The sequence below is a fragment of the Candidatus Arthromitus sp. SFB-turkey genome, from assembly GCF_001655775.1.
GTDB lineage: Bacteria > Bacillota > Clostridia > Clostridiales > Clostridiaceae > Dwaynesavagella > Dwaynesavagella gallinarum.
On the sequence record NZ_LXFF01000014.1, the window covers coordinates 1 to 24,143 of the forward strand.

The 24,143-nt window shown below is 28.7% G+C and carries 25 protein-coding genes; all 25 read right to left on the minus strand.

The features are described 5' to 3' along the window. The coding region (locus A6P36_RS02130; protein WP_156507960.1) for an RrF2 family transcriptional regulator at positions 1-247 on the minus strand (247 nt) is incomplete at its 3' end. 132 nt (positions 248-379) lie between these two features. After that, the gene (locus A6P36_RS02135) at positions 380-1,186 is read right to left on the minus strand and encodes an acetyl-CoA carboxylase carboxyltransferase subunit alpha (protein ID WP_066760561.1); all 807 of its coding nucleotides are present in this window, start codon (positions 1,184-1,186) and stop codon (positions 380-382) included. After that, positions 1,186-2,046 carry an acetyl-CoA carboxylase, carboxyltransferase subunit beta gene (gene accD / locus A6P36_RS02140; RefSeq protein WP_066760562.1) on the minus strand — a complete coding sequence of 287 codons (861 nt, stop codon included), beginning with the start codon at positions 2,044-2,046 and terminating at the stop codon, positions 1,186-1,188. Before accD ends, A6P36_RS02135 begins: the two co-directional genes overlap by 1 nt. Beyond that, positions 2,043-3,389 (minus strand): acetyl-CoA carboxylase biotin carboxylase subunit, encoded by a 1,347-nt coding sequence (locus A6P36_RS02145; protein ID WP_066760563.1) that lies wholly within the window; start codon positions 3,387-3,389, stop codon positions 2,043-2,045. Before A6P36_RS02145 ends, accD begins: the two co-directional genes overlap by 4 nt. Before the next feature lie 13 nt (positions 3,390-3,402). Beyond that, positions 3,403-3,834: a 3-hydroxyacyl-ACP dehydratase FabZ gene (gene fabZ, locus A6P36_RS02150; RefSeq protein ID WP_066760564.1), complete on the minus strand. Its 432-nt coding sequence runs from the start codon at positions 3,832-3,834 to the stop codon at positions 3,403-3,405. A 20-nt stretch (positions 3,835-3,854) separates the two neighbouring features. After that, a complete protein-coding gene (accB, locus tag A6P36_RS02155; protein ID WP_066760565.1) occupies positions 3,855-4,361 on the minus strand; it encodes an acetyl-CoA carboxylase biotin carboxyl carrier protein in 507 nt (168 codons plus the stop codon). A 6-nt stretch (positions 4,362-4,367) separates the two neighbouring features. Next, complete coding sequence (gene fabF / locus A6P36_RS02160; protein WP_066760566.1) at positions 4,368-5,609, minus strand: beta-ketoacyl-ACP synthase II; 1,242 nt, start codon at positions 5,607-5,609, stop codon at positions 4,368-4,370. 14 nt (positions 5,610-5,623) lie between these two features. Then, entirely contained in the window at positions 5,624-6,364 is a 741-nt protein-coding gene (gene fabG, locus A6P36_RS02165; RefSeq protein ID WP_066760567.1) for a 3-oxoacyl-[acyl-carrier-protein] reductase, read from the minus strand. Between the two features lie 2 nt (positions 6,365-6,366). Then, positions 6,367-7,305 carry an ACP S-malonyltransferase gene (fabD, locus tag A6P36_RS02170; protein WP_066760568.1) on the minus strand — a complete coding sequence of 313 codons (939 nt, stop codon included), beginning with the start codon at positions 7,303-7,305 and terminating at the stop codon, positions 6,367-6,369. 31 nt (positions 7,306-7,336) lie between these two features. Continuing rightward, on the minus strand, positions 7,337-8,317 hold the full coding sequence (locus A6P36_RS02175) for a beta-ketoacyl-ACP synthase III (protein WP_066760569.1): 981 nt from the start codon (positions 8,315-8,317) through the stop codon (positions 7,337-7,339). A gap of 92 nt (positions 8,318-8,409) precedes the next feature. Continuing rightward, on the minus strand, positions 8,410-9,630 hold the full coding sequence (glyA, locus tag A6P36_RS02180) for a serine hydroxymethyltransferase (RefSeq protein ID WP_066760570.1): 1,221 nt from the start codon (positions 9,628-9,630) through the stop codon (positions 8,410-8,412). A gap of 99 nt (positions 9,631-9,729) precedes the next feature. After that, complete coding sequence (gene aspS, locus A6P36_RS02185; protein WP_066760571.1) at positions 9,730-11,502, minus strand: aspartate--tRNA ligase; 1,773 nt, start codon at positions 11,500-11,502, stop codon at positions 9,730-9,732. Between the two features lie 11 nt (positions 11,503-11,513). Next, positions 11,514-12,776, minus strand: coding sequence for a histidine--tRNA ligase (gene hisS / locus A6P36_RS02190; protein ID WP_066760573.1), 1,263 nt, complete (start codon positions 12,774-12,776; stop codon positions 11,514-11,516). Positions 12,777-12,794: 18 nt separating this feature from the next. After that, positions 12,795-13,403, minus strand: a complete 609-nt coding sequence (locus A6P36_RS02195; RefSeq protein WP_066760575.1) for an MBL fold metallo-hydrolase — start codon at positions 13,401-13,403, stop codon at positions 12,795-12,797. 20 nt (positions 13,404-13,423) lie between these two features. Further along, on the minus strand, positions 13,424-13,876 hold the full coding sequence (gene dtd, locus A6P36_RS02200) for a D-aminoacyl-tRNA deacylase (RefSeq protein ID WP_066760577.1): 453 nt from the start codon (positions 13,874-13,876) through the stop codon (positions 13,424-13,426). Positions 13,877-13,887: 11 nt separating this feature from the next. Then, entirely contained in the window at positions 13,888-16,071 is a 2,184-nt protein-coding gene (locus tag A6P36_RS02205; RefSeq protein ID WP_066760579.1) for a RelA/SpoT family protein, read from the minus strand. Positions 16,072-16,217: 146 nt separating this feature from the next. Next, the gene (locus A6P36_RS02210; protein WP_066760581.1) at positions 16,218-16,736 is read right to left on the minus strand and encodes an adenine phosphoribosyltransferase; all 519 of its coding nucleotides are present in this window, start codon (positions 16,734-16,736) and stop codon (positions 16,218-16,220) included. Then, positions 16,727-17,566, minus strand: a complete 840-nt coding sequence (locus tag A6P36_RS02215; protein ID WP_066760582.1) for a DHH family phosphoesterase — start codon at positions 17,564-17,566, stop codon at positions 16,727-16,729. Before A6P36_RS02215 ends, A6P36_RS02210 begins: the two co-directional genes overlap by 10 nt. Before the next feature lie 120 nt (positions 17,567-17,686). Continuing rightward, entirely contained in the window at positions 17,687-18,544 is an 858-nt protein-coding gene (gene secF, locus A6P36_RS02220; RefSeq protein ID WP_066760584.1) for a protein translocase subunit SecF, read from the minus strand. Then, positions 18,522-19,826 (minus strand): protein translocase subunit SecD, encoded by a 1,305-nt coding sequence (gene secD, locus A6P36_RS02225; RefSeq protein WP_066760586.1) that lies wholly within the window; start codon positions 19,824-19,826, stop codon positions 18,522-18,524. Before secD ends, secF begins: the two co-directional genes overlap by 23 nt. Before the next feature lie 35 nt (positions 19,827-19,861). Beyond that, positions 19,862-21,253, minus strand: a complete 1,392-nt coding sequence (scfB, locus tag A6P36_RS02230) for a thioether cross-link-forming SCIFF peptide maturase (protein ID WP_066760587.1) — start codon at positions 21,251-21,253, stop codon at positions 19,862-19,864. Between the two features lie 114 nt (positions 21,254-21,367). Next, entirely contained in the window at positions 21,368-21,505 is a 138-nt protein-coding gene (scfA, locus tag A6P36_RS02235; RefSeq protein ID WP_066760588.1) for a six-cysteine ranthipeptide SCIFF, read from the minus strand. 103 nt (positions 21,506-21,608) lie between these two features. Then, positions 21,609-21,938 carry a preprotein translocase subunit YajC gene (gene yajC / locus A6P36_RS02240; RefSeq protein ID WP_066760589.1) on the minus strand — a complete coding sequence of 110 codons (330 nt, stop codon included), beginning with the start codon at positions 21,936-21,938 and terminating at the stop codon, positions 21,609-21,611. A 10-nt stretch (positions 21,939-21,948) separates the two neighbouring features. Then, positions 21,949-23,082, minus strand: a complete 1,134-nt coding sequence (gene tgt, locus A6P36_RS02245) for a tRNA guanosine(34) transglycosylase Tgt (protein WP_082917562.1) — start codon at positions 23,080-23,082, stop codon at positions 21,949-21,951. Between the two features lie 13 nt (positions 23,083-23,095). Further along, positions 23,096-24,127: a tRNA preQ1(34) S-adenosylmethionine ribosyltransferase-isomerase QueA gene (gene queA, locus A6P36_RS02250; protein WP_066760592.1), complete on the minus strand. Its 1,032-nt coding sequence runs from the start codon at positions 24,125-24,127 to the stop codon at positions 23,096-23,098. Positions 24,128-24,143: the final 16 nt, after the last annotated feature.

Below are 24,143 nucleotides of genomic sequence, written 5' to 3' on the forward strand. Positions count from 1 at the left end.
CTACATCTATAATATTTTTAATCGTAATATTTTTCGGATTCCTAGTTAAAGAATAACCACCTTTTGCACCACGAACACTTTTAATTAATTGTGCTTTTCTAAGCATAGAAAATATTTGTTCCAAATAAAGTTCAGATATGTTCTGTTTTTTTGCAATACTTTTAACAGACATTGTTTCTATTTCATAAACAAGTGCAAGTTCAAGCATAGCCTTTATACCATATCTACCCTTAGTAGACATTTTCATTTAAATTCTCCTTAATTCCATAATAATTCAAGATTATAACAATTTCATTTTTCACAGTCAACACAGCACAAATCTAATAAATCAAAAAATAAAAAATCTAATCCACTTAACATCAGATTAGATTCTCTATACTTATTCAATTCCATACTCGCCAATTTTTCTAAATTTTTTATATCTATGCTCTTTAATCTCTTCTCCAGATTTACCTTTAAATCTTTCGATAAAACCAAGAATTTCATCTTTCATATTTTTCGCAATTTCATTTTTTGTAACATGAGCACCTTCTCCAAGCTCATCAACTATTTTATCTATAATTTTAAATTCATACAAATCATAAGATGTAAGCTTTAAAACTCCAGCTGCTTCCTTAACTTTTGAAGAATCTTTCCATAAAATACTCGCACAACCTTCAGGAGATATTACAGAATATATAGAATTTTCAAGCATCCAAACTTCATTTGCTACAGCAATTCCTAAAGCTCCTCCACTTCCACCTTCTGATATAACTATTGAAAGTATTGGCACTTCAAAACCCATCATCTCATACAAATTTTTAGCAATCGCCTCTCCTTGACCTCTTTCCTCAGCTTGCTTACCACAAAACGCTCCAGGAGTATCAACAAAAGTAATAATAGGTCTTCCAAATTTATTAGCTTGATGCATTAATCTGAGAGCTTTTCTATATCCTTCAGGATTAGGCATACCAAAGTTTCTCGCTATATTTTCTTTTGTATTTTCACCTTTCATCTGAGCAATAATTGTTACAGGTATATCATTAATACTTCCAATACCACCACAAATTGCTCTATCTTCTCCGTAAAATCTATCACCATGTAATTCTTCGAAACAATCAAACACATTATCTATGTAAAACTTAGAATTAGGTCTCATTGGCATTCTTGCAAGTGTAACACGTTCCCAAACTGTTAAATCACTCATTAGTTACACCTCCTATGCATTTTCAATACATAAGATATAAATTTTTTCATATCTTTCCTATGTACTATTTTATCTAAAAAACCTTTTTCTAAAAGAAACTCTGCTTTCTGAAAATCATCTGGTAAACTTTCATTTATAGTTTTTTCTATAACTCGTCTTCCTGCAAAACCAATTAAAGCATCAGGCTCACTTATAATAATATCACCAAGCATCGCAAAGCTTGCAGTAACACCACCTGTTGTAGGATCAGAAATTACTGTTAAATACAACAGCTTATTCTCAGACAATTTCTTCAAAGCTCCACTTATTTTTGCCATTTGCATAAGTGAAAAAACACCTTCTTGCATCCTAGCTCCACCAGAAGAAGTGACTATTATAACCGGAAGTTTAAGTTCAATTGCCATCTCTATAGCACGTGTTATTTTTTCTCCAACAGCACTTCCCATACTTCCCATCATAAAAAAACTATTCATAACACAAATAACAACTTCATTGCCATCTATAGAACATTTCCCACAAACTACAGCATCTTTTTCCATAGACTTTTCTTTTCCTAATTCTATTTTTTTTGCATAATCAGGAAAATTTAAAGGATCCACACTTACAACATCGTTATCAAATTCCTCAAAACTATTTTCATCTGATAAATAATCAATTCTTTTTCTAGGCTCTAATCTAAAATGATATTCACAAAAAGGACACACCATCAAATTTGCACTAATATCTTCTTTATACAATATCCTTGAACATTTATTACATTTAATCCAATGGTCATTTGGTATATATACTTTTCTATCTTCTTCAAAGGTAGTAGTACTAACAGTAATATACTTATTTTTTTTAAAAAAATCAATTATCACTTATTATTCACCAACTTATTTAAAAATCCTGTGTTATAATTACCCGAATTAAAATCCGGATCATTTAAAATTTTAAATTGAAAATCTATATTACTCTCTATACCATCAATAACAAACTCTGCCAATGCTCTTTTCATTTTCATAATAGCTTCCTGTCTATTTTTACCATGAACTATAAGTTTTGCAATCATAGAATCATAAAAAGAAGGAATAGTATACCCTTGATAAACAGCACTATCTAATCGAACTCCAAATCCTCCTGGAACATTTAATTGTTCAATCTTACCTGGCGAAGGAAGAAAATTTCTTTTTGCATCCTCAGCATTTATTCTACATTCAATAGAATGTCCATTAATTTTTATATCATCTTGATTAAAACTCAATTTATAACCACTAGCAATTTTAATTTGCTCTTTTATAAGATCAATTCCCGTTATCATTTCAGTAATAGGATGCTCAACCTGAATTCTTGTATTCATTTCCATAAAATAAAAATTTTTATCATCATCCACAAGAAATTCTATTGTTCCAGCATTTACATATCCAACAATTTTACAAATCTTTAGAACAACATCTCCCATTTTTTTTCTAGTAACTTCATCTAAAATAGTAGATGGTGCTTCTTCTAATAATTTTTGATTTTTTCGTTGTACTGAACAATCCCTTTCAAACAAATGAACAACATTGCCGTGACTATCAGCTAAGACTTGAAATTCTATGTGATGTGGATTTTTTACATATTTTTCTAAATAAACCGTGTCATTATTAAAACATGCTACAGCTTCACTTTTAGCCATTATGTAAGCATTTATAAAATCCTTTTCATTTTCAACAATTCTTATTCCTTTTCCTCCACCACCAAGTGCAGCTTTTATCATAATCGGAAATCCTATTTTTTTTGCAATATCCAAAGCGTGGTTTTCATCTTTGATATGCCCTTCATATCCATCAACAATAGGAATACCATTTTCTTTCATTGTTCTTCTTGCATTAGCCTTATCACCCATTAAATCCATAGTTTTATAACTAGGACCAATAAATGTTATATTACAATCGCCACACATTTTAGCAAACTTAGAATTTTCAGATAAAAAACCAAATCCTGGATGTATTGCCTCAGCACCACTCAATGCTGTAGCTTCTAAAATATTTGGTATATTTAAATAAGAGTCTCTAGATGAACTTGGCCCTATACAAATCGCTTCATCAGCAAGTTGTGTATGTAACGCTTCCTTATCAGTTTCAGAATAAACAGCTACTGATATAATTCCCAATTCTCTACAAGCTCTTATAATTCTAACCGCTACTTCACCTCTATTTGCAATCAAAACTTTTTTTATCATAAACTTCTCCTAACTATTGAATAGCAAATGATATTTCTGCTTCACAAGCAATTTCATCTCTAACTTTAGCAATACATTTTGCTACTCCAAAATTAGATCTATATCTAAGCATTTCACATTTTAATTCCAAAACATCTCCTGGAACTATCATTCTTCTAAATTTAACATTATTAGCTCCAACAAATAATGCAATTCTACCTCTATTTTCTTCAATCGATAAAACTACAGCAGCTCCTGTTTGAGCTAAAGCTTCTAATATCAAAACTCCAGGCATAATAGGAGTGCCTGGAAAATGTCCTTGAAAAAAAGGTTCATTAAAAGTAACGTTTTTTATGGCTGTAACACTTTTATTAGCTTCAATATCAACTATTTTATCTATAAGCAAAAATGGATACCTATGCGGAAGAATTTTTAATATCTCTGTTATGTTTATTTGTTTTTTCATTTACGTTCACTCACCTTTTATTAACTCTTTTTTATCTTAAATAATTTTTGTCCATATTCTACCATCTGACTATTTTTAACTAAAATTTCTATAACTTTTCCAGAATATTCACTTTCAATTTCATTCATTAATTTCATAGCTTCTATTATACAAACAACATCCCCATTTTTTATATCTTGATCTTTAGATACATATGTTTGTTTACCTGGTGATGGAGCTAAATAAACAGTACCAACCATAGGAGAAAGTATGTATTGAACATTCTCATCTTCTTCTAATACATCATTTACATTTACGTTCGTATTTTTAACATTTTCTTTTACAACATCACAAATTTCTTCAGTTTCAACCCCATAATTTTTATCATTAATTTTAACTTGATTATTAAAATCTTTAACATTAGTAGTTTCACCACGATTTAGAGACTTATCTAACTTTAAATAAACTTTTTCATAATTCAATTCCATAAATGAAATTTGTGATTTATCAATTATATTTATTAATTCTGTTATTTCTTTAAAAGACATTAATACCTAACCTCTCCATTTTTTAAATAATAAGACTCCATTATGTCCACCAAATCCTAAAGAATTTGACATCGCATAATTTACTTCATGTTTTATACCACAATTAGGAACATAATTTAAATCACACTCTTCATCAAAAACACTATATCCCGCAGTAGGATGTATAAAATCTTCTTCACATGATTTAATACAAGCTATAGCTTCAACTGCACCTGCTGCTCCCAATAAATGACCTGTCATAGATTTTGTAGAATTAATTTTTAAATTATAAGCATGATCCTTAAATAAATTTTTAATAGCTTTAGTTTCTACTGCATCATTAATTTTAGTACCAGTTCCATGAGCATTTATATAATCTACATCTTTATAAGAAATACCTGCCTCTTTAATTACATTCTCCATAGCCTTTGAACTCATCTCACCACTTGGCATTGGAGCAGTTATATGATAAGCATCTGTTGTACATGAATATCCAACTATTTCAGCATGAATATTAGCTCCTCTTTTTTGTGCATGTTCTAAAGTTTCTAGAACTAAAATGCCCGCACCTTCTCCCATAACAAATCCATTTCTTTCTTTATCAAAAGGAATTGATGCCCTACTTGGATCATTTGTCGTATTAAGAGCTGTTAATGCTGTAAAACCTCCAAGTGCAAGAGTTGTTATAGCTGATTCACTTCCACCTGCTATACAAATATCTAAATACCCATGCTTTAATAATCTATACGCATCTCCGATAGAATGAGTTGATGTTGCGCATGCAGTAACAACTGACTTAGACTCTCCTCGCGCTCCATATTTTATAGCAATATTTCCAGAAGCCATATTAATAATTAATTTAGGTATTGTAAGTGGAGACATTCTAACACTATTAGTTTTTCTCATTTTACCAATTACTTCTTCTAGAGTATTAAACCCTCCAACTCCTGATCCAACAACAACACCAAATCTAGTTTTATCGACAACCTCCAAATCAAGTTTAGAATCTTGTACAGCTTCTTCTGCGGCATAAAGTGCATATATGGAATACTCATCAAGTCTAGAACATTCTTTTACATTTAATCTCTTAGATACATCGAAATTTTTTAATGGTGCAACCACTTTAACTTTATCGTTTTCGATTTTTCTATCTTCTGAAATTTTCTCTATTCCAATTATACCTTCTTTTGCATTATTCCAAAATTCCACAACATCATTTCCTATGGGTGTAACAGCACCCATTCCCGTAACAACAACTCTATTATTCATGCTTTAAAATCCTCCTACATCACCATTCCGCCATCTACAGTTATCACTTGACCAGTTATATAACTTGCTAAATCACTAGCTAAAAATACTGCAAGATTAGAAACATCCTCTACACTTCCCATTCTCTTTAATGGTATGTGTGACATAATTGTTTCCTTTGTTTTATCTTCTAGTACACTAGTCATATCTGTTTCAATAAAACCAGGAGCTATAGCATTTACATTTATTCCTCTAGATCCAAGTTCTTTAGCTAAAGATTTAGTCATTCCTATTATACCCGCTTTAGAAGCTGCATAATTAATTTGTCCAATATTTCCAATAAGTCCTATAACAGAACTAATATTTAATATTTTTCCATACTTTTGTTTAATCATAAAAGATGAAGCGTGTTTTACACAATTAAAACTTCCTTTTAAATTAACATTTATAACACTATCAAAATCTTCCTCTTTCATTCTTAAAAGAAGTGTATCTCTAGTTATTCCAGCATTGTTAACCAATATATCTATTCTAGAAAATTTTTCTATACAAAATTTTATTAAATCCTCTGCAACAGAAAAATCACTTACATCTCCCTTATGTAAAAATGCAACCCCACCACTGTTTTCAATTTCTTTTAAAACTTCTTGAGCACCATTATCATCGCTTCTATAATTTAAAACAACCTTTGCTCCTTCTTTAGCAAAATTAATCGCAATAGCTCTTCCGATACCTTTCGAAGCTCCAGTAACAATTGCAACTTTATCCTTAAGCATAATTACACCTCACTCAAAACTTTTAAAAATTTTTCTAAAGATGCTTGATCTTCTACATTCAAAACTGTTATTTTCCTATCTATCTTTTTTATAAAACCAGACAAAGTTCTTCCTGGTCCTATCTCAACAAAAACATCTGTTCCCATTTCAATCATTTTATGTACACTCTTTTCCCACAAAACAGAACTCATAACCTGTTTTGACAACAAACCAACTAAACTATCATAAGAAATTTCTTCAGCTGTAACATTTGATATAACAGGAATTTTTGATTCTTCAAAATTAATCTTAGATAACTCAACTTTAAATTTTTCTGCTGCACTTGACAAGAAACTAGTATGAAATGGAGCTTTCACTGACAATCTTACACTTTTTATCGCACCATTTTCAAGAAATAATTCTTCAGCTTTTTCAAGAGCCGAAACCTCACCTGAAACTACAATTTGTCCGGGGCAATTATAATTTGCAACTTCCAAAACTCCATAATTTTTAACTTCATCAATAACTTTTAATATTTTTTCCTCAGACAAACCAATAACAGCAGTCATTCCATATTCACCATCAGACAAAGAACTTACCATAAACTCAGCTCTTTTTTGAACTAATGGAATAGCTTGAGTAAAATCTAAAAAACCTGAACATATCAATGCTGAATATTCACCCAAACTCAAACCTGCTGTACAAAAAGTTTTTATATCACAAATGCTTTTTAAAGCTTCCAAAATCGCCATACTAACAGTCAATATACCTGGTTGTGTAATTTTCGTCTCACTTATTTCATCCATAGTACCATTAAATATTTTATCTGACAAATTAAATTTCAAAATGTCATCAGCTCTATCAAAAACATCTTTTGATTCTTTAAAATTATCATAAAAATATTTACCCATACCTACATATTGAGAACCCTGTCCAGGAAAAATAAACGCAAACTTTTTCATAATTTAAATACACTCCTAAACATTAAACAAATTACCATCTAACTAAAATTGATCCATAAGTAAGTCCACCACCAAAACCTACCAATATAACTAAATCACCTTTTTTGCAATTACCAGATCTATTAACCTCATCGAGTGCTATAGGTATACTTGCAGCAGAAGTATTACCGTACTTATGTAAATTAGTAAAAAACTTTTCAACTGAAATTTTCAATTTTTGTGCTGCTGCTTCAATTATTCTTATATTTGCTTGATGTGGTACAATGCATTTAATATCATTTATTGATAATTTATTATCCTTCAATAATTTTTCAATACTTTCAACAATCGATGATACTGCAAATTTAAATACTTCTCTTCCATCCATTTCAATATATGGATATATTTCTTCAGTATTTTCCACCATAAAATTAGAAACAGGTATAGACCTAGATATTAAAGAATCTGACTTCTCTCCAATAGACCTTGTATATGTATCAATTATTCCTGTGTTAATATCTGAAGTAGCTTCAATAAATACAGCTCCTGCTCCATCCCCAAATAAAACACACGTATTTCGATCTTTCCAATTTATAAGTTTAGATAAAACTTCACTACCTATAACAATAGCATTCTTATACTTTCCAGTTTTTATCAAACTATCTGCCAAAACAAGTCCATAAATAAAACCTGTACACGCTGCATTAATATCAAATGCCGTAGCATTTTTAGCGCCTATATGTTTTTGAACTAAACAAGAACAAGAAGGAGTATTATTATCTGGTGAAATTGTACAAAATACAATCAAATCTATATCAAGTGGATTTTTATCGATTTTTGTTAATAAATCATTAACAGCTTTCAATCCAAGAACCGAAGTTGCAAAAGAAGAAATACGCCTTTCTTTTATACCTGTTCGGCTATATATCCACTCATCACTTGTATCCACCATTTTTTCCAAATCATCATTAGTTAAAATTTTATCAGGTACATACATACCTGTATCTACAATACGACTATGTACATTAAACATCTAAAATCTCCTCGCATGTTAATTAGCGTTTTTTAAGTATATTACATTATAAAATTCATGTCAACTCTTACAGTTTTTTACAATTATCAAGATTAATATGAAAATAATGGAAATTTACTGGTAATGTCTCTAACCCTTTGAATTAAAGCTTTATTATTAATTTCTCTACTTTTAACTGCTTCATCAATTAATTCAGCAATTAATACCATTTCATTTTCTTTAAAACCTCTAGTAGTCATAGCAGCAGTTCCTATTCTTATTCCACTTGTGATAAATGGACTTTGTTCATCAAATGGAATACAATTTTTGTTTACCGTTATACCAATTGAGTCCAATAATAACTCACAATCTTTTCCCGTTATATTTTTATTTCTCAAATCAATAAGAATTAAATGATTATCAGTTCCACCAGATATTAAATTAAATCCTCTATTTTTTAATTCATCACTTAATTTAATTGAATTTCTCACAATCTGTTTAGCATAATTTTTAAAATTTTCACTCATAGCTTCTTTAAAGCAAACAGCTTTTGCAGAAATAACATGCATAAGTGGCCCACCTTGAACTCCCGGAAAAATTGATTTATCTAATTTCTGTGCATACTTTTCTTTACATAAAATCGCTCCACCTCTTGGACCTCTTAAAGTTTTATGAGTTGTAGTAGTTACAAAATCCGCATATTTAACTGGATTTTCATGTTCTCCTCCTGCAATTAATCCTGCTATATGAGCCATATCAACCATCATATAAGCACCAACAGCATCACAAATTTCTCTGAACTTTTTGAAATCTATTTTTCTTGGATAAGCACTGTATCCACAAACAATAAGTTTTGGCTGTACTTTCTTAGCAATCTCCATAACATTTTCATAATTTATAGTTCCAGTCTCTCTATCAACTCCATAAAACTCAAAGTTATATGTCTTACCTGAAAAATTAACTGGACTTCCATGAGTTAAATGTCCTCCATGATCTAAACTCATGGAGAGAATTGTATCATTATGGTTTAAAACTGAAAAATATACAGCCATGTTAGCTTGAGAGCCAGAATGTGCCTGAACATTAGCATGCTCCGCATCAAATAATTTCTTCATTCTATCAATCGCTAAATTTTCAACTTTATCTACTATTTCACATCCACCATAATACCTTTTATTTGGATAACCCTCTGCATATTTATTAGTTAAAATTGTTCCCATCGCCTCAAGCACATCATTACTAACAAAATTTTCAGAAGCAATAAGTTCTATATTATTAAGTTGTCTATTCTTTTCATCTAAAATTAAATTTACCAATTCTCTATCATTTATCATTAAAATCAACTCCTTAAAATGTAAAAAAATAATGCTATGTTAACATACTACTAATATTACAAGCAATTACATTAAACATAGCATTTTATTCAACCAAATTTAATCTTCATTTTTTATTTCAATTCCAATTTCATCAAGCTGAGCTTCACTAACTTCATTTGGAGCTTGAGATAATAAACATTCTGCCTTCTTATTTTTAGGAAAAGCAATTACATTTTTAATATCATTAGTATCAGTTAAAAACATAACAATTCTATCAAAACCAAAAGCTATTCCTCCGTGAGGTGGTGTTCCATATTTAAGAGCTTCAACGAAGAATTCAAATTTATTTTGTACATCTTCTTCACTTAATCCTAAAGCTTCAAACATTTTCTTTTGGATTTCATCATTATAAATTCTTATACTTCCTCCACCAATTTCCTCACCATTTAATACTAAGTCATAAGCCTTAGCTCTAATTTTTGAATACTCTTTAGTATCAAAATATTTAATATCATCTTCATTAGGCATAGTAAATGGATGATGTGCTGCATAGTATCTTCCATCTTCCTCGCTATACTCATACAATGGAAAATCCGTAACCCATAAAAATTTAAATTCTTTATTGTCTTTCAATAATTCCAAATGGTTCGCTAACTCTAATCTTAACGCTCCTAATGCAGATAAAACAACTTTCTTTGTATCTGAAATTATAAACAAACAATCTCCATTTTTAAGATTATATTTTTCAGTTAAACGCCCCTTATCTTCCTCTGTAAGAAACTTGTTAATTGAAGATGCTATTTGCCCGTCTTTATAATTAATATAAACCAAACCTTTTGCTCCGAAATGATTCTTCACAAACTCAGTAAATTTATCAAATTGTTTTCTTGAAAAACTAGAATTCTCTGCTTTAATTCCACGTATCTCTTTATTATTTTCAATACAATCTTTAAATATTGGAAATTCTGAGTTTAAAAAATCTTCTTTCATATCCATAATTTTCATTTCAAATCTTATGTCTGGCTTATCGCTTCCATAAAAATTCAAACAATCTTCGTAACTCATTTCTATAAATTTATCTTCTATTGTTAAACCAATTGTTTTGTGAAACACATGCTTTATTAATCCTTCCATTTTCGATTTTACATCTTGCTCATCCACAAAACTCATTTCAATATCTACCTGAGTAAATTCAGGTTGTCTATTTGCTCTAAGATCCTCATCTCTAAAACAAGTAGCCATTTGATAATATTTGTCAAAGTTACTTATCATTAAAAGTTGCTTGTAAATTTGAGGAGATTGAGGTAACGCATAAAATGTTCCCTTATTAATTCTACTTGGAACTAAAAAGTCTCTTGCTCCTTCAGGTGTACTCTTATTTAAAATAGGAGTTGAAATTTCAATAAACCCATCATTATGTAAAAATTCTCTAAAAGCGTAAGACGCTTCATTTCTCATTTTAAATACTTTTTGACATCTCTCATCCCTTAAAGATAAATATCTGTATTTAAATTTCAAATTTTCATTCACGTCATATCCTTCTTCAATCAAAAATGGCAAAGCTTTAGATTTTGAATAAATTTCAATTCCATCACAAATAACTTCAATCTCACCAGTGTATAAATTAGGATTTTTAGACTCGCGTTCTTTTACAATTCCTTTTACTTTTATACAATACTCTGGTTTAAGAGAGTCAGCAATTTCAAAAATTTCATTTCCTTCTTTAAACACTATCTGTACAAGACCTTCTCTATCTCTTAAATCAATGAAAATTAATGATCCAAGATTCCTTTTCCTATTAACCCAACCTTCAAGAACAATTTCTTGATTTGAAAATTCTCTAGTAACTAAACCACAATATGTAGTCCTCTTTAATCCCTTTAACTCCATAAAGCAACTCCCTATCGTTTTATTTCTAATGCTTCTTTTATACTCTTAGCATCAAGTTCTGTTTTTACTGTCTCTCCTGTGGACATATTCTTAATATTCAAATAATTATTTGATATTTCATCTTCACCAATAACAATTACATTTTTAACATTAATCTTATTTGCATATTTCATTTGAGATTTAAGATTTCTATCTAGATAATCAAGATCACAAGATATATTTAGTTTTCTTAACTCGTTACATAATTTAAGAGCATCTTTCCCAAATAATTTATCAAACATAACAATAAATACATCTAAAGTCTCTTCTTCTGAAACCTTTATTCCCTCATTTTCTAGAGCAATCATCAATCTTTCTATTCCCATACCGAATCCAACAGCTGGAACATCTTTACCACCGATTTGCTCAATTAAATTATCGTAACGTCCACCACCACAAAGAGCCAAACCATTCTTATCTAAAATTTCAAAAACTGTTCTAGTATAATAATCAAGTCCTCTAACAATACTAGAATTAACATTAAATTTTATATTAAACACTTTTAAAAAACTTTTAACTTCTTCAAAATGATTTGAACAATCATCACATATAAAATCAAGTATCTTAGGTGCATCAACTAAAACATTTTGACACTTTTCATTTTTACAATCCAAAATTCTTAATGGATTCTTCTCAAGTCTATCTTTACATATTCCGCATAAACAATCTACATTTTTATGTAAAAACTTTTCAAGCTCTTTTGTATAAGTCGGCCTACACTCTCTACATCCAAGAGAATTTATATTTACATAATTATCTTTAATTCCCAAATCTTCATAAATCGAGTAAGCCATATTAATAAGCTCTGCATCGCAAACTGGAGATGGTGAACCAAAAATTTCAACACCAAATTGATGGTGCTGTCTTAATCTTCCTTTTTGAACATTTTCATATCTAAATACTGGTGTTATATAAAAAACTTTTGTGGGCTGAGTTTGAGCATATAAACTATGCTCAATAAACGCCCTTATTGTTGGAGCAGTTCCCTCAGCCTTAAGAGTAATACTCCTATTTCCTTTATCATTAAATGTATACATCTCTTTTTGAACAATGTCTGTCGCCTCACCGATTCCTCTTAAAAAAAGCTCTGTATATTCAAAAATAGGTGTCCTGATTTCTTTTATACCAAACTTTCTGGCTTTATCTCTCAAAAATGATTCAACATATTGCCAAACATAACTTTCTTGAGGTAAGCAGTCTTTCGTACCCTTAGGTATTTGTATAAAGTTGCTCATTTTAAAACATACCTTCTCCTATTTTAAAAACTCATTATTTCTAATTTCTTCTCCGATAGTTGTATCTTCACCATGTCCTGAATGAACAATAGTATCTTCAGGTAATACCAACAATTTATTTTTTATACTGTCCATTAAAGTTTCAAAGTTTCCACCATAAAAATCCGTTCTACCAATTGATCCTTTAAATAGAGTATCTCCAGTAAAAACGTGATTTCCCAACTTGTAAGTCATTCCACCTTTAGTATGCCCTGGTGTCCATATAACTCCAACTTTGAAATCTTCAAAATTCATCTCTATTCCATCATAAACTATATTAACATCTTTTACACCTGGAAACAAATATGGCTCTTCATACTGAGCTTGAAGATCTTCAAGTCCTATAAAAAAAGTTGTACCAAAATTCTTCTGAACATATTCAATTCCACCAACATGATCAAAATGACCATGAGTAATTAGTCCATATTCAATTTTAATGTCTAACAAATTATCGTCTATATATTGTTGTAACTCTTCTCCATCACCACAATCAATTATAAGTGCATTATGAGTTTCAAGATTTTCAACTAAAAAACAATTTGCCTGATAACTTCCAAGTGGAATTCTATGAATTTTAATATTATCCATAATAATTAATCTCCCAATTTTTAAAATCTTTTCTCACTATCTAATAATATTGTCACAGGACCATCATTAATTATTTCTACTTCCATATCAGAACCAAAAAATCCAGTTTTAATATTTAGATTACATTCCTTTTTAAACATCTCCACAAAATCATTAAACAAATCTTGTGCTTCTTCTCTTTTCATTGCATTTATAAAAGAAGGTCTATTGCCTTTTCTCCCATCACCATATAAAGTAAATTGTGAAACTAAAAGTAGCTCTCCACCAATATCCAAAACAGATTTGTTTAAATTTCCATTTTCATCTTCAAAAATTCTAAGCTTAATAATTTTATCTCTTATATATTTAAGATCATCAATAGACTCACCACACTTTATACCAATAAGACAACATAAACCTTTTTCAATTTTACTAAATACTTTTCCATTAACATTAACAGAAGACTTCTTAACTCTTTGAACAACAGCTCTCAATTTTATCTCCTCTAATTTAAACTATTTGGTCTAAAAACATTAACGCATCCTGGAATATTTTTTAATGAATAAAAAAGTATATCTAAATTTTGCTTAGAATCTACAGTAACTCTAATATCAATTCTAGAAATTTCAAAATCTTCTTCTCTAAAATTAATACTTTTTAAATATACATGAAGACTTCTAATAACCTTAGTAACATCTTCTATAATAGAGGATGTAGCATTTTTTATAGATATACAAATATCTACATCATATTTTTCATTTTTAAAATTATACCATTCAACATCAATAATTCTTTCCGAATCAATACACTTAGTTATGTTTTTGCAATTTTTTCTATGAATTGTTATACCTCTTCCTCTTGTTATAAAACCTATTATTTCATCACCATAAACAGGAGTGCAACATTTAGCAAATTTACTTAACATATTATTTTCACCTTTTATCAATACACTTTCCTGTTTATTTTTCTTCTTTCTCTGACTAATTTCATTATTTATATTTTTTTGAGTCAATTGATCGTTTAATTTTTTTACATCAAACTTTTCCTTCTCATCATCAAAAACAATTTCGTTAAACTTATTTATCACAGAAGAAGAATTTATATTTCCCATTCCAGCTACAGCATATAAAGCATCCATAGAAGAAAAACCAAGTAACTTAATAAATTTATTTATATCACGGTGACTTAAAAAATCATTAAATTTTATCCCTCGTTTTTTACACTCTTTTTCTAATAAATATTTTCCTTTAGAAATACTATCTCCCTTAATAATTTTATTAAACCATTGTCTTATCTTACTTTTTGCGTGATTGCTCTTTACAAAATTTAACCAGTCTATACTTGGTCCTTTAAGCTGTTTAGATGTTAAAATTTCAACTATATTTCCAGTTTCAAGTTCATAATCAAGAGAAACCATTTTTCCATTAACCTTAGCTCCCTCACATCTATATCCAATATCTGTGTGAATTCTAAAGGCAAAATCAACTGGGGTTGATCCTACTGGAAGTGAAATTACTTTCCCTTTTGGAGTAAAAGCAAAAATTTCCTGAAATATTAAATCAGTTTTAAAATTTTCCATAGCTTCTTTTGGATTTTCTGTTTCTGTTAACCATTCTACAATTTCACGTATCCAAACAAACTTTTCATCGAAGTCATCTTTATCATTTTTTTGTTCTTTATATTTAAAATGAGCCGCAATTCCCAATTCTGCAACTTTATGCATTTGCTTTGTCCTAATTTGAATTTCAAAAGGCTTACCATTTTTACTTAAAACCGTTGTATGCAAAGATTGATAATTATTAGGTTTAGGCATTGCAATATAATCTTTAAACTTGTTTGAAATTGGGTTATACATTTCATGAGCCAGTCCTAACGCTAAATAACAATCCTTTATATCATCAACAATAACCCTAATTGCTATAAGATCAAATATATCTTCTATTGTTTTATTTTTTTGAACAATTTTCTTATATATACTATATAAGTGCTTAGGTCGCCCCTCAACATTTGCAACTATTCCTGCATTTTCTAAAACACTTTTAAATTCATCTATAATATAATTAGTAAATTTCTCACGATCATCTCTTTTCTGAGAAACTAATTTTGCAATCTCATAATATTCATCTGGTTTTAAATATCTAAATGATAAATCTTCAAGTTCCCACTTTATCTTAGAAATTCCAAGTCTATGAGCCAAAGGAACAAATATATTTAGAGTTTCTTCTGATTTTTCTTTCTGTTTTTCTTTAGATAAATACTTTAATGTTCTCATATTATGTAATCTATCTGCTAACTTAATTAAAATAACTCTAATATCTTTGGTCATAGCCACAAGCATTTTTCTTATATTACCTGCTTGTGCTTCTTCTTTTGTTTTATAATTTATTTTATCTAATTTGGATACACCCTCAACTAAAATTGCAACTTCCTCACCAAATATGGAGGTTATATCTGAATATGTAAATTCTGTATCTTCTATCACATCATGTAAAAGGCCACCAATTATAGTATTAACATCTAAATTCATTTCAGAAAGAATATACGCAACTTCCAAAGGATGCACTATATATGGTTCTCCATCTATTCTTTTTTGACTTTTATGAGCATTAAACGCAAACTTAAATGCTTCTAATACTAACTCCTTATTTTCATTAAGCTTATCTATTATGGCCTCTAATCTTTGATACATATTAACCCCCAAAATTATAATAATTTTAGGGAGATCAAATTTATTGAAGCTCCCTAAAATATTTGCTATTTAATTTTTATTATATCCAAAACATTTTCTATTATCTGCTAATTATAGTACAACAACAAAAAAAACTCAACCATTAACTAACAATCATATTTAACAAAAGACTTAACTTCATATTGACTTAAAAGTTTTCTTCCACCAATTTTCTCAAGTTCTATAAGAAAATCAAGTTCAATAACTTGTCCTCCAGCTTTTGTAACCAAATCAGCAACCGCCTTAATTGTACCACCTGTAGCTAACAAATCATCAATTATAACTACTCTGCTTCCTTGTTTTATGACATCTTTATGTATTTCTAAAACATCTTCCCCATACTCTAAACTATAACTTACTTCAATAGTTTCTCCAGGAAGCTTCCCTTTTTTTCTCACTGGAACAAATCCTACTCCTAAAGCATAAGCAACAGGAACCCCAAATATAAATCCTCTTGCTTCAGGTCCAACGATTAAATCTACATTTTTATTTTTCAAATTATCTACAATCAAATCTATAGTGTATTTTAATTTTTCTCCATCTTGAATCAAAGTTGTAATATCTTTAAAACTTATTCCTTTTTTAGGAAAATCTTCAACAATTCTTATACTATCTTTTAAGTCCATAATTTTTCCTCCACTTTATCATTGACTTCTTTAATCAAATATTTACAAATTTGATTAGCTTTTAAAGGATTTGAAACCGTAAGAAGTTCTACTATCAATCTAGCATTTGTTATTTTATTTTTACTCATATATTCAGGATTTATAAAAGTAATCAACTCGTTTATAGTAAGATTTTTAGAATTCATATTTATTAATTCTCTCAAACCATAGTTTCGAGTATTTTTTAAAAAATACGATCCCTCTTTTAAAAGCTCATAATTTTCACCACACACTTTAACATTATCGTTAAACAAACTTATAAAAACTAAATCTATAAATTTCACCATACTTTTCAAATTATAAAATCTACTTATTGCTTGTAAAATTTTATATGTTAAAGCTGGGAGTGTAAGCTCTTTAAAAGAATATAAACAATTATCTTGATGTGGATTTATAAGTATATACTCTGGAGATCTTTCAATATTATTTGATTTGTTAGATATATTCACACACTTTATTGGAAAATCAAGTTTGATTATTCTGTCTAATGAAAAAATTACATCCGCTCTCATAAGTTCAACATGATTTTTAAATTCCAATTCATCAAAATCTTCATTTTCATCATATATGTAATGTGAAACTTTTAATTTTAAATATCGTAAAGCTAATAATAAAATAGATGTAGATAATACACCATCTAAATTACTTGGTGCACAAATCAAAATATTCGTATGCTTATTCATAAGATTATCTATTATATAAAGTACTTCTCTAATTCCATTAATTTCAAAAGGATTATAATTATTATCTATACACCCTTTTTTAAAAACAACATTACGATAATCTTCCATAATAATAGTCCTCCAAATCATTAGAAAAACACATTTAATTATAATTTACAATCATAAGTTTTACAATATATTTAACAAAAATAAAGCAGATTAATTTAATAAACTAATCTGCAAACAAAACTATTTCTTTTTTTTAGATTTTCTAGAATTTAATAATGTCCATATAGGAGTCGCAATAAATAGAGAAGAGTATGTTCCTGATATCATTCCAATAAGTATTGGAAAAGAAAATTCTCTTACACTTGGTACAAAAATATAAACTGAAAGTATTATAACTATTGTTGTTAAAGAAGTATTTATACATCTAACAAAACTTTGTTTCAAACTCAAATCTGCAATAAATTCATCTGATTTACCAGAATGTATTTTTTTATTTTCCCTTATTCTATCAAAAATTACTATCGTATCGTTTATAGAATAACCAACTATAGTAAGTATTGCAGCAATAAATGGTGAATTTATAGGTACGAAAAAAATTGAGTATGCACTTAACGTAATTAAAACATCATGAATAAGTGCAATTATTGCAGCTATCCCAAAAAAGATTTCAAACCTTATAACTATGTATATAAGCATACAAATTGTAGCAATAAAAACAGCAATTAATGCACGATTTGAAAGTTCCTTACCTACTGACTCACCTATCTCGTTTTGTGATAACAAAGCTGATTCTTCTAATTCATATTTTTCTTTCAATTCATTAAAAAACTCTTTTACTTTATCAACTGTAAATTCTTTACTTCTTATCTCTAACTGAGTTTCATTAACTTTTTTTGAGGTCGCATCTTTTGAATATTTAGATAATATTTGATCAATTTCCTCTTTATTAAATTCTTTTCCAATTTCTATAGATACAGTAGTACCTCCCACAAAATCTATACCTATATTAACTCCTCGATAGAAAAACATACCAACACCAATTAATATTATAATTATAGATATTAAAAACCAAAGTTTATATCTCTTCACTATACTCATCTTTTATCGCCCCTCCACTTTTTTGCTCTATCGATTTAGTTAATCCATAGCTTGCTTTGGATCTTAATCCTATATTATAAATAAGTTTAATCATAAATTTTGTTATAACTATAGAGCTAAACATACTTAAAACAGTACCAATAAGTAATGTAGTGGCAAATCCTTTAACTCCACCTGTTCCAATAAAATATAAAACAAGTCCTGCTATTATTGTTGTTATATTAGAATCAAGAATCGAACTCATAGCTTTATCAAATCCAATTCTTATAGCAATTTTAACAGATTTTCCTTTTATTAATTCTTCTCTTATTCTTTCAAAAATCAAAATATTAGCATCAATAGCCATACCAAGAGTTAAAAGTATCCCTGCTATACCTGGAAGAGTAAGTACTGCTTGTATTAATGAAAAAATAAATAAAAATAAAAGCATATATATGAATAATGACATAGTAGCAATAACCCCTGGAAATCTATATCTAATAAACATTATAATAAATATAAATATAAATCCAATAATTCCTGCTTTGACTGTATTAGGTATAGCTTCAGCACCAAGTGTAGGTCCAACTGTACTCACAGAAATAGTTTTTAATGTTACAGGCAACGCTCCTGATTGTATTATACTTGCAACCTTATTAGCTTCTTCAAAGCTCCTGCTACCTTCAATTACTGCTTCTCCTTCAGTTATTTCAGTATTAACAACAGGTTTTGTTAATACTTGATCATCCATACTTATTTCTATAGTTTTATTAAGATTATTTTTAGTAGCTTCTGCAAACTTTTGAGTACCCTCCGGAGTAAATTTCAATTGTATTATTGCTTTTCCTTCATTAGTGAGCACCGCCGTTGCATCTTTAACATCATTCCCCGTAAGAAGAACATTGCCATTTTCATCTTTAAAAGTAAGTTCACCCGTAGATGTAAGTGTTTTAACAATATCGTCTGAATCAAATACACCTGCAAGATCAATTCTTATACGATTATCTCCTTCTATTGCAACAACCGGCTCGCTTAAACCAAATTTATTAACCCGTAATGATAATAACTCTCTAGTCCTTTGCAAAGTATCTTTTGTTACTTCCTCATCTACAATCTCTTGTAGTACAGAAACTCCTCCTTGAAGATCTAATCCCTTCTTTATGGATTCATTAAAGTTCATAAATTTATATCCAAATATTTCAAATCCTAAAAATCCCCAGACTGAAAAAAATATAACTAAAATAACTATAATAATAAAAATAAAAACAGAAGATTTTTTTGAAGTAAAACCGTTTTTTCCCACATCATACCTCCTGAAAATTTTTTATACAAATAAAACTAGTTATTTATATAAGTATCTTTAGAGTTTTCATAGACTTTCAAAGCTATAGCCATCTCTATTCTCTTCTTTTGTAGATAACATCCAATTTTATATGGTTTCAATATAGAGTTTGTAAACTCATGATTATTAGCTTGACATCCACCACTACAATAAAATCTTGCCCAACATTTATTACAATCTTCTTTTTTATAAATGTTTGCTTCTTTAAATTCCTCAACAATTTGTGGTTCTCTTATTCCATAGTTCAATAAATCATTAACATTACCTATAACAAATTCTTTCTTACCAACAAATTGATGACAAGGATATATATCACCACTAGGTGTTATTGCTATGTACTCAAATCCTGCTCCACAAGCAGAAACCCTCTTGTATACGCATGGACCACCTTGAAGATTTATATTATAATGATAAAAATTTATCTTTTTCCCATCATCTATCATATCTTTCAAATATCTGTAAATTTTATCATACTCGTCATAAATTTGTTCTAAATCTTCAAATCTTATAGATATTTCAGAATCATCTTTAACAACAACAGGTTCAAGTGAAATTTCTTTAAATCCTTCATTAACCAAATGCATAAAATCATTTGAAAAATCTAGATTTTGATGTGTATATGTACCTCTCAAATAATATTCTTGACCTTCTTCTCTTCCATCTACGAGCTTCTTTATTTTGTCAATTATAATATCATAAGACCCAGTTCCTACAGCAGTTAATCTCATCTTATCATTAACTTCTTTTCTTCCATCTATAGACAGTATTATATTTTTCATATTTTTGTTTAAATATTCAATTATTTCATCATTTAGTAGAAGTCCGTTTGTAGTTATAGTAAATCTTATATTTTTATTAGCTTGTTTTTCAATACTTCTCGCATAATCCACTAATTGTTTTATCATATCAAATGCCATTAATGGTTCACCACCAAATAAATCAACTTCTATATTATATCTTGGACCACTTTGGCTAATAAGAAAATCTAATGCTCTTTTCGCAACATCAAAAGTCATGATTTCACGCTTACCTTTATATTCTCCCTCATCAGCAAAACAATATTTGCATTTAAGATTACAATCATGAACAACATTCAAACACATTGCTTTCATATATTCTTGCTCATTATTTTTCTTAACCTTTTCTTCATACATATCTTTTGTATAAAGAACTCCTTCTTCAACTAAATTATTTATTTCATCTAGAGCTTCTTTTATTTGATCAAAAGAATATTTAGATGAAAATTTTTCGATTGCTTCATCTAAAGTTAAAACTCTATCATCTTCTAAAAGATCATATACAAGCTCATCAATTTCCATAATCGAACCTGTGTTAACATCCAAAACATATTTTAAACCATCTATTGAAAATTTGTGAATTAATTCCATTTACATACTCTCCTTACAATTATAAAAAACAAATAGACTGAAATAATCAGTCTATCAAAAATAAATTCAAATATTTAATTGTTATTACAAATTGAAAACTGATTTAATCTTAAACTATTTTTCACAAACTATGTTAGCTACAGTGCAAGATGTCTTACATGCAGATTGACAAGAATTAGCACACTCCTTACAATTTGTATCTTTAATTGTATCTTTAATTGTATTTTTAACAATAACTTTTATATGTTTCATTACATCTCCCCCATTAATAATTAATTCTCAAGAATTATACCATATTTATAAAAATAATTTCAAATTAAAAAGGCATTTGTTTTAAACAAATGCCCAACATTTTTTATTTTTCTGTGTTACTTTCAACTTTAGATTCGTTAACAATAGAAGAATTTTTATCAACTGATTCAACAGTTACTGATCCAATTGCATTTCTTAAAAAAGTCATTCTAACTCTATCTGGACCAGTTTCCAAAACAACCTCGTTTTTATCATCATTAATTGATATAACTTTCGCAACTATACCACCACGAGTAACAACTTTGTCATTAACTTTTAAATTATCTAACATAGATTGATACTTCTTTCGTCTTCTAGTTTCAGGTAATATCATTATAACATACAAAATTACCAAAAAAACAATAGGTATAAGTAAATTAACAAAAGATGCCATAAATACCTCCTCAAATCATTTTCCAATCTTCAAGCTTTTGTTTTTTAAACTTGGAAAATTCATTTAACTCAATAGATTTTCTTACATCTCGTAATAGTGTATTATAAAAATTAAGATTATGCAATACACACAATCTTAATGCAAGCATTTCTTTTGCTTTAAATAAATGTCTTATATATGCTCTTGAGTAATTACAACATGCTTCGCATTTACATTCTTCATCTATAGGATTATCATCTAATTCAAATTTTTTATTCAATAAATTTATCTTTCCTTTATTTGTAAAAACTTGTCCATGTCTTCCGTTTCGGGCTGGTAAAACACAATCAAAAAAATCGACTCCACGTTCCACAGCCTCTAATATATTTTCTGGTGTACCAACTCCCATTAAATATATTGGTTTATTTCTAGGTAAATATGGTACAACTTTATCTAAAACTTCATACATTTCTTCTGTGCTTTCCCCAACAGCCAGTCCACCTATTGCGTAACCTGGAAGGTCAAATTCAGATATAATTTTAGCATGTTCAATTCTTATATCTTCATATACACCACCTTGATTTATACCAAAGAGCAATTGATTTTTATTTACTGTATCTTCTTGTTTATTAAGTCTATCCATTTCAACAATACATCTTTCAAGCCACCTTGTAGTTCTAGAAACCGAATTACTAACATACTCCCTAGTAGAAGGATTAGGTATACATTCATCAAAAGCCATAGCAATCGTTGAACCTAAATTGCTTTGAATTCTAATACTTTCTTCTGGTCCTATAAATATTTTTCTACCATCTATATGAGAATTAAACTTTACTCCTCTTTCTGTTATATCCCTTAATCTAGCTAAAGAAAAAACTTGAAATCCTCCTGAATCTGTCAAAATAGGTTTTTGCCAATTCATAAATTTATGTATACCACCAAGTTTTTTAATAATTTCATCTCCTGGTCTAATATGTAAATGATACGTGTTGGATAATTCAACTTGACAATTTATCTTTTCTAAATCAATAGTAGATACCGCTCCTTTTATAACACCTAAAGTTCCAACATTCATAAAAACAGGTGTCTGTATTGTACCATGTACAGTTTTAAATTCTGCACGTTTTGCCATACCATCAGTATTTAATATCTTGTATAACACAATAACTTCTCCTTATTTATATAATGAACATACTATCACCAAAGCTAAAAAATCTATAACCATTTAAAATAGCTTCACTATATGCATCTAAAATTTTATTTCTATCATAAAATGCACTAATTAATATCAAAAGTGTAGACTTAGGTAAATGAAAATTTGTTATCAAAGAATCTACTATTTTAAAGTTATATCCAGGTTTTATAAAAATATCTGTATATCCATACGATTCAAATAACAATCCATCATCAGACTTTGATGCTACAGTTTCAAGTGTTCTCATCGTAGTTGTACCTACGGATATTACTCTATTTCCATTTTTTTTAGCAACATTTATAATATCAACTACCTCTTTTTTTATTTCATAATATTCTGAATGCATTTTATGCTCATTTAAATCATTTACTTTTACAGGCATAAATGTTCCTAATCCCACATGAAGTGTAATATATACAATTTTTATACCTTTTAATTTTATTTCATTTAATAAATTATCTGTAAAATGTAATCCAGCTGTAGGAGCTGCTATAGAACCTATTTTGTCTGAATAAACTGTCTGGTAACGCTCACTATCATTTAATTTTTCCTTTATGTACGGAGGAAGTGGTACTTCACCAATTTCATTTAATATTTCATAAATATTGCCATTGAATTTAAACTCTGCAATTCTATTTCCATCGTCTTTAATATCTATAATCTCTATTTCAAGTTTTCCATCTCCAAACAGAAACTTTTTGCCAATTAAAGCTCTTTTTCCTGGTTTACACATTATCTCCCAAATATTATCTTTAACATTTCTAACCAACAACATTTCCATTTTGCCATTTGATTCAATATTAATTCCCTTAATTCTAGCTGATATAACTCTAGTATTATTTAAAACCAAAACATCATCTTTATTCAAATAATCAATAATATCACAAAAATTTTTATGCTCTATCGTATCATTATTTCTATTGACAACCATCATTTTTGAATCTTGTCTATTTTTTAATGGCTTTTGTGCTATGCATTCAGATGGTAAATGAAAATCAAAAAGATTTATATCCATAACTTACTCCAAATAA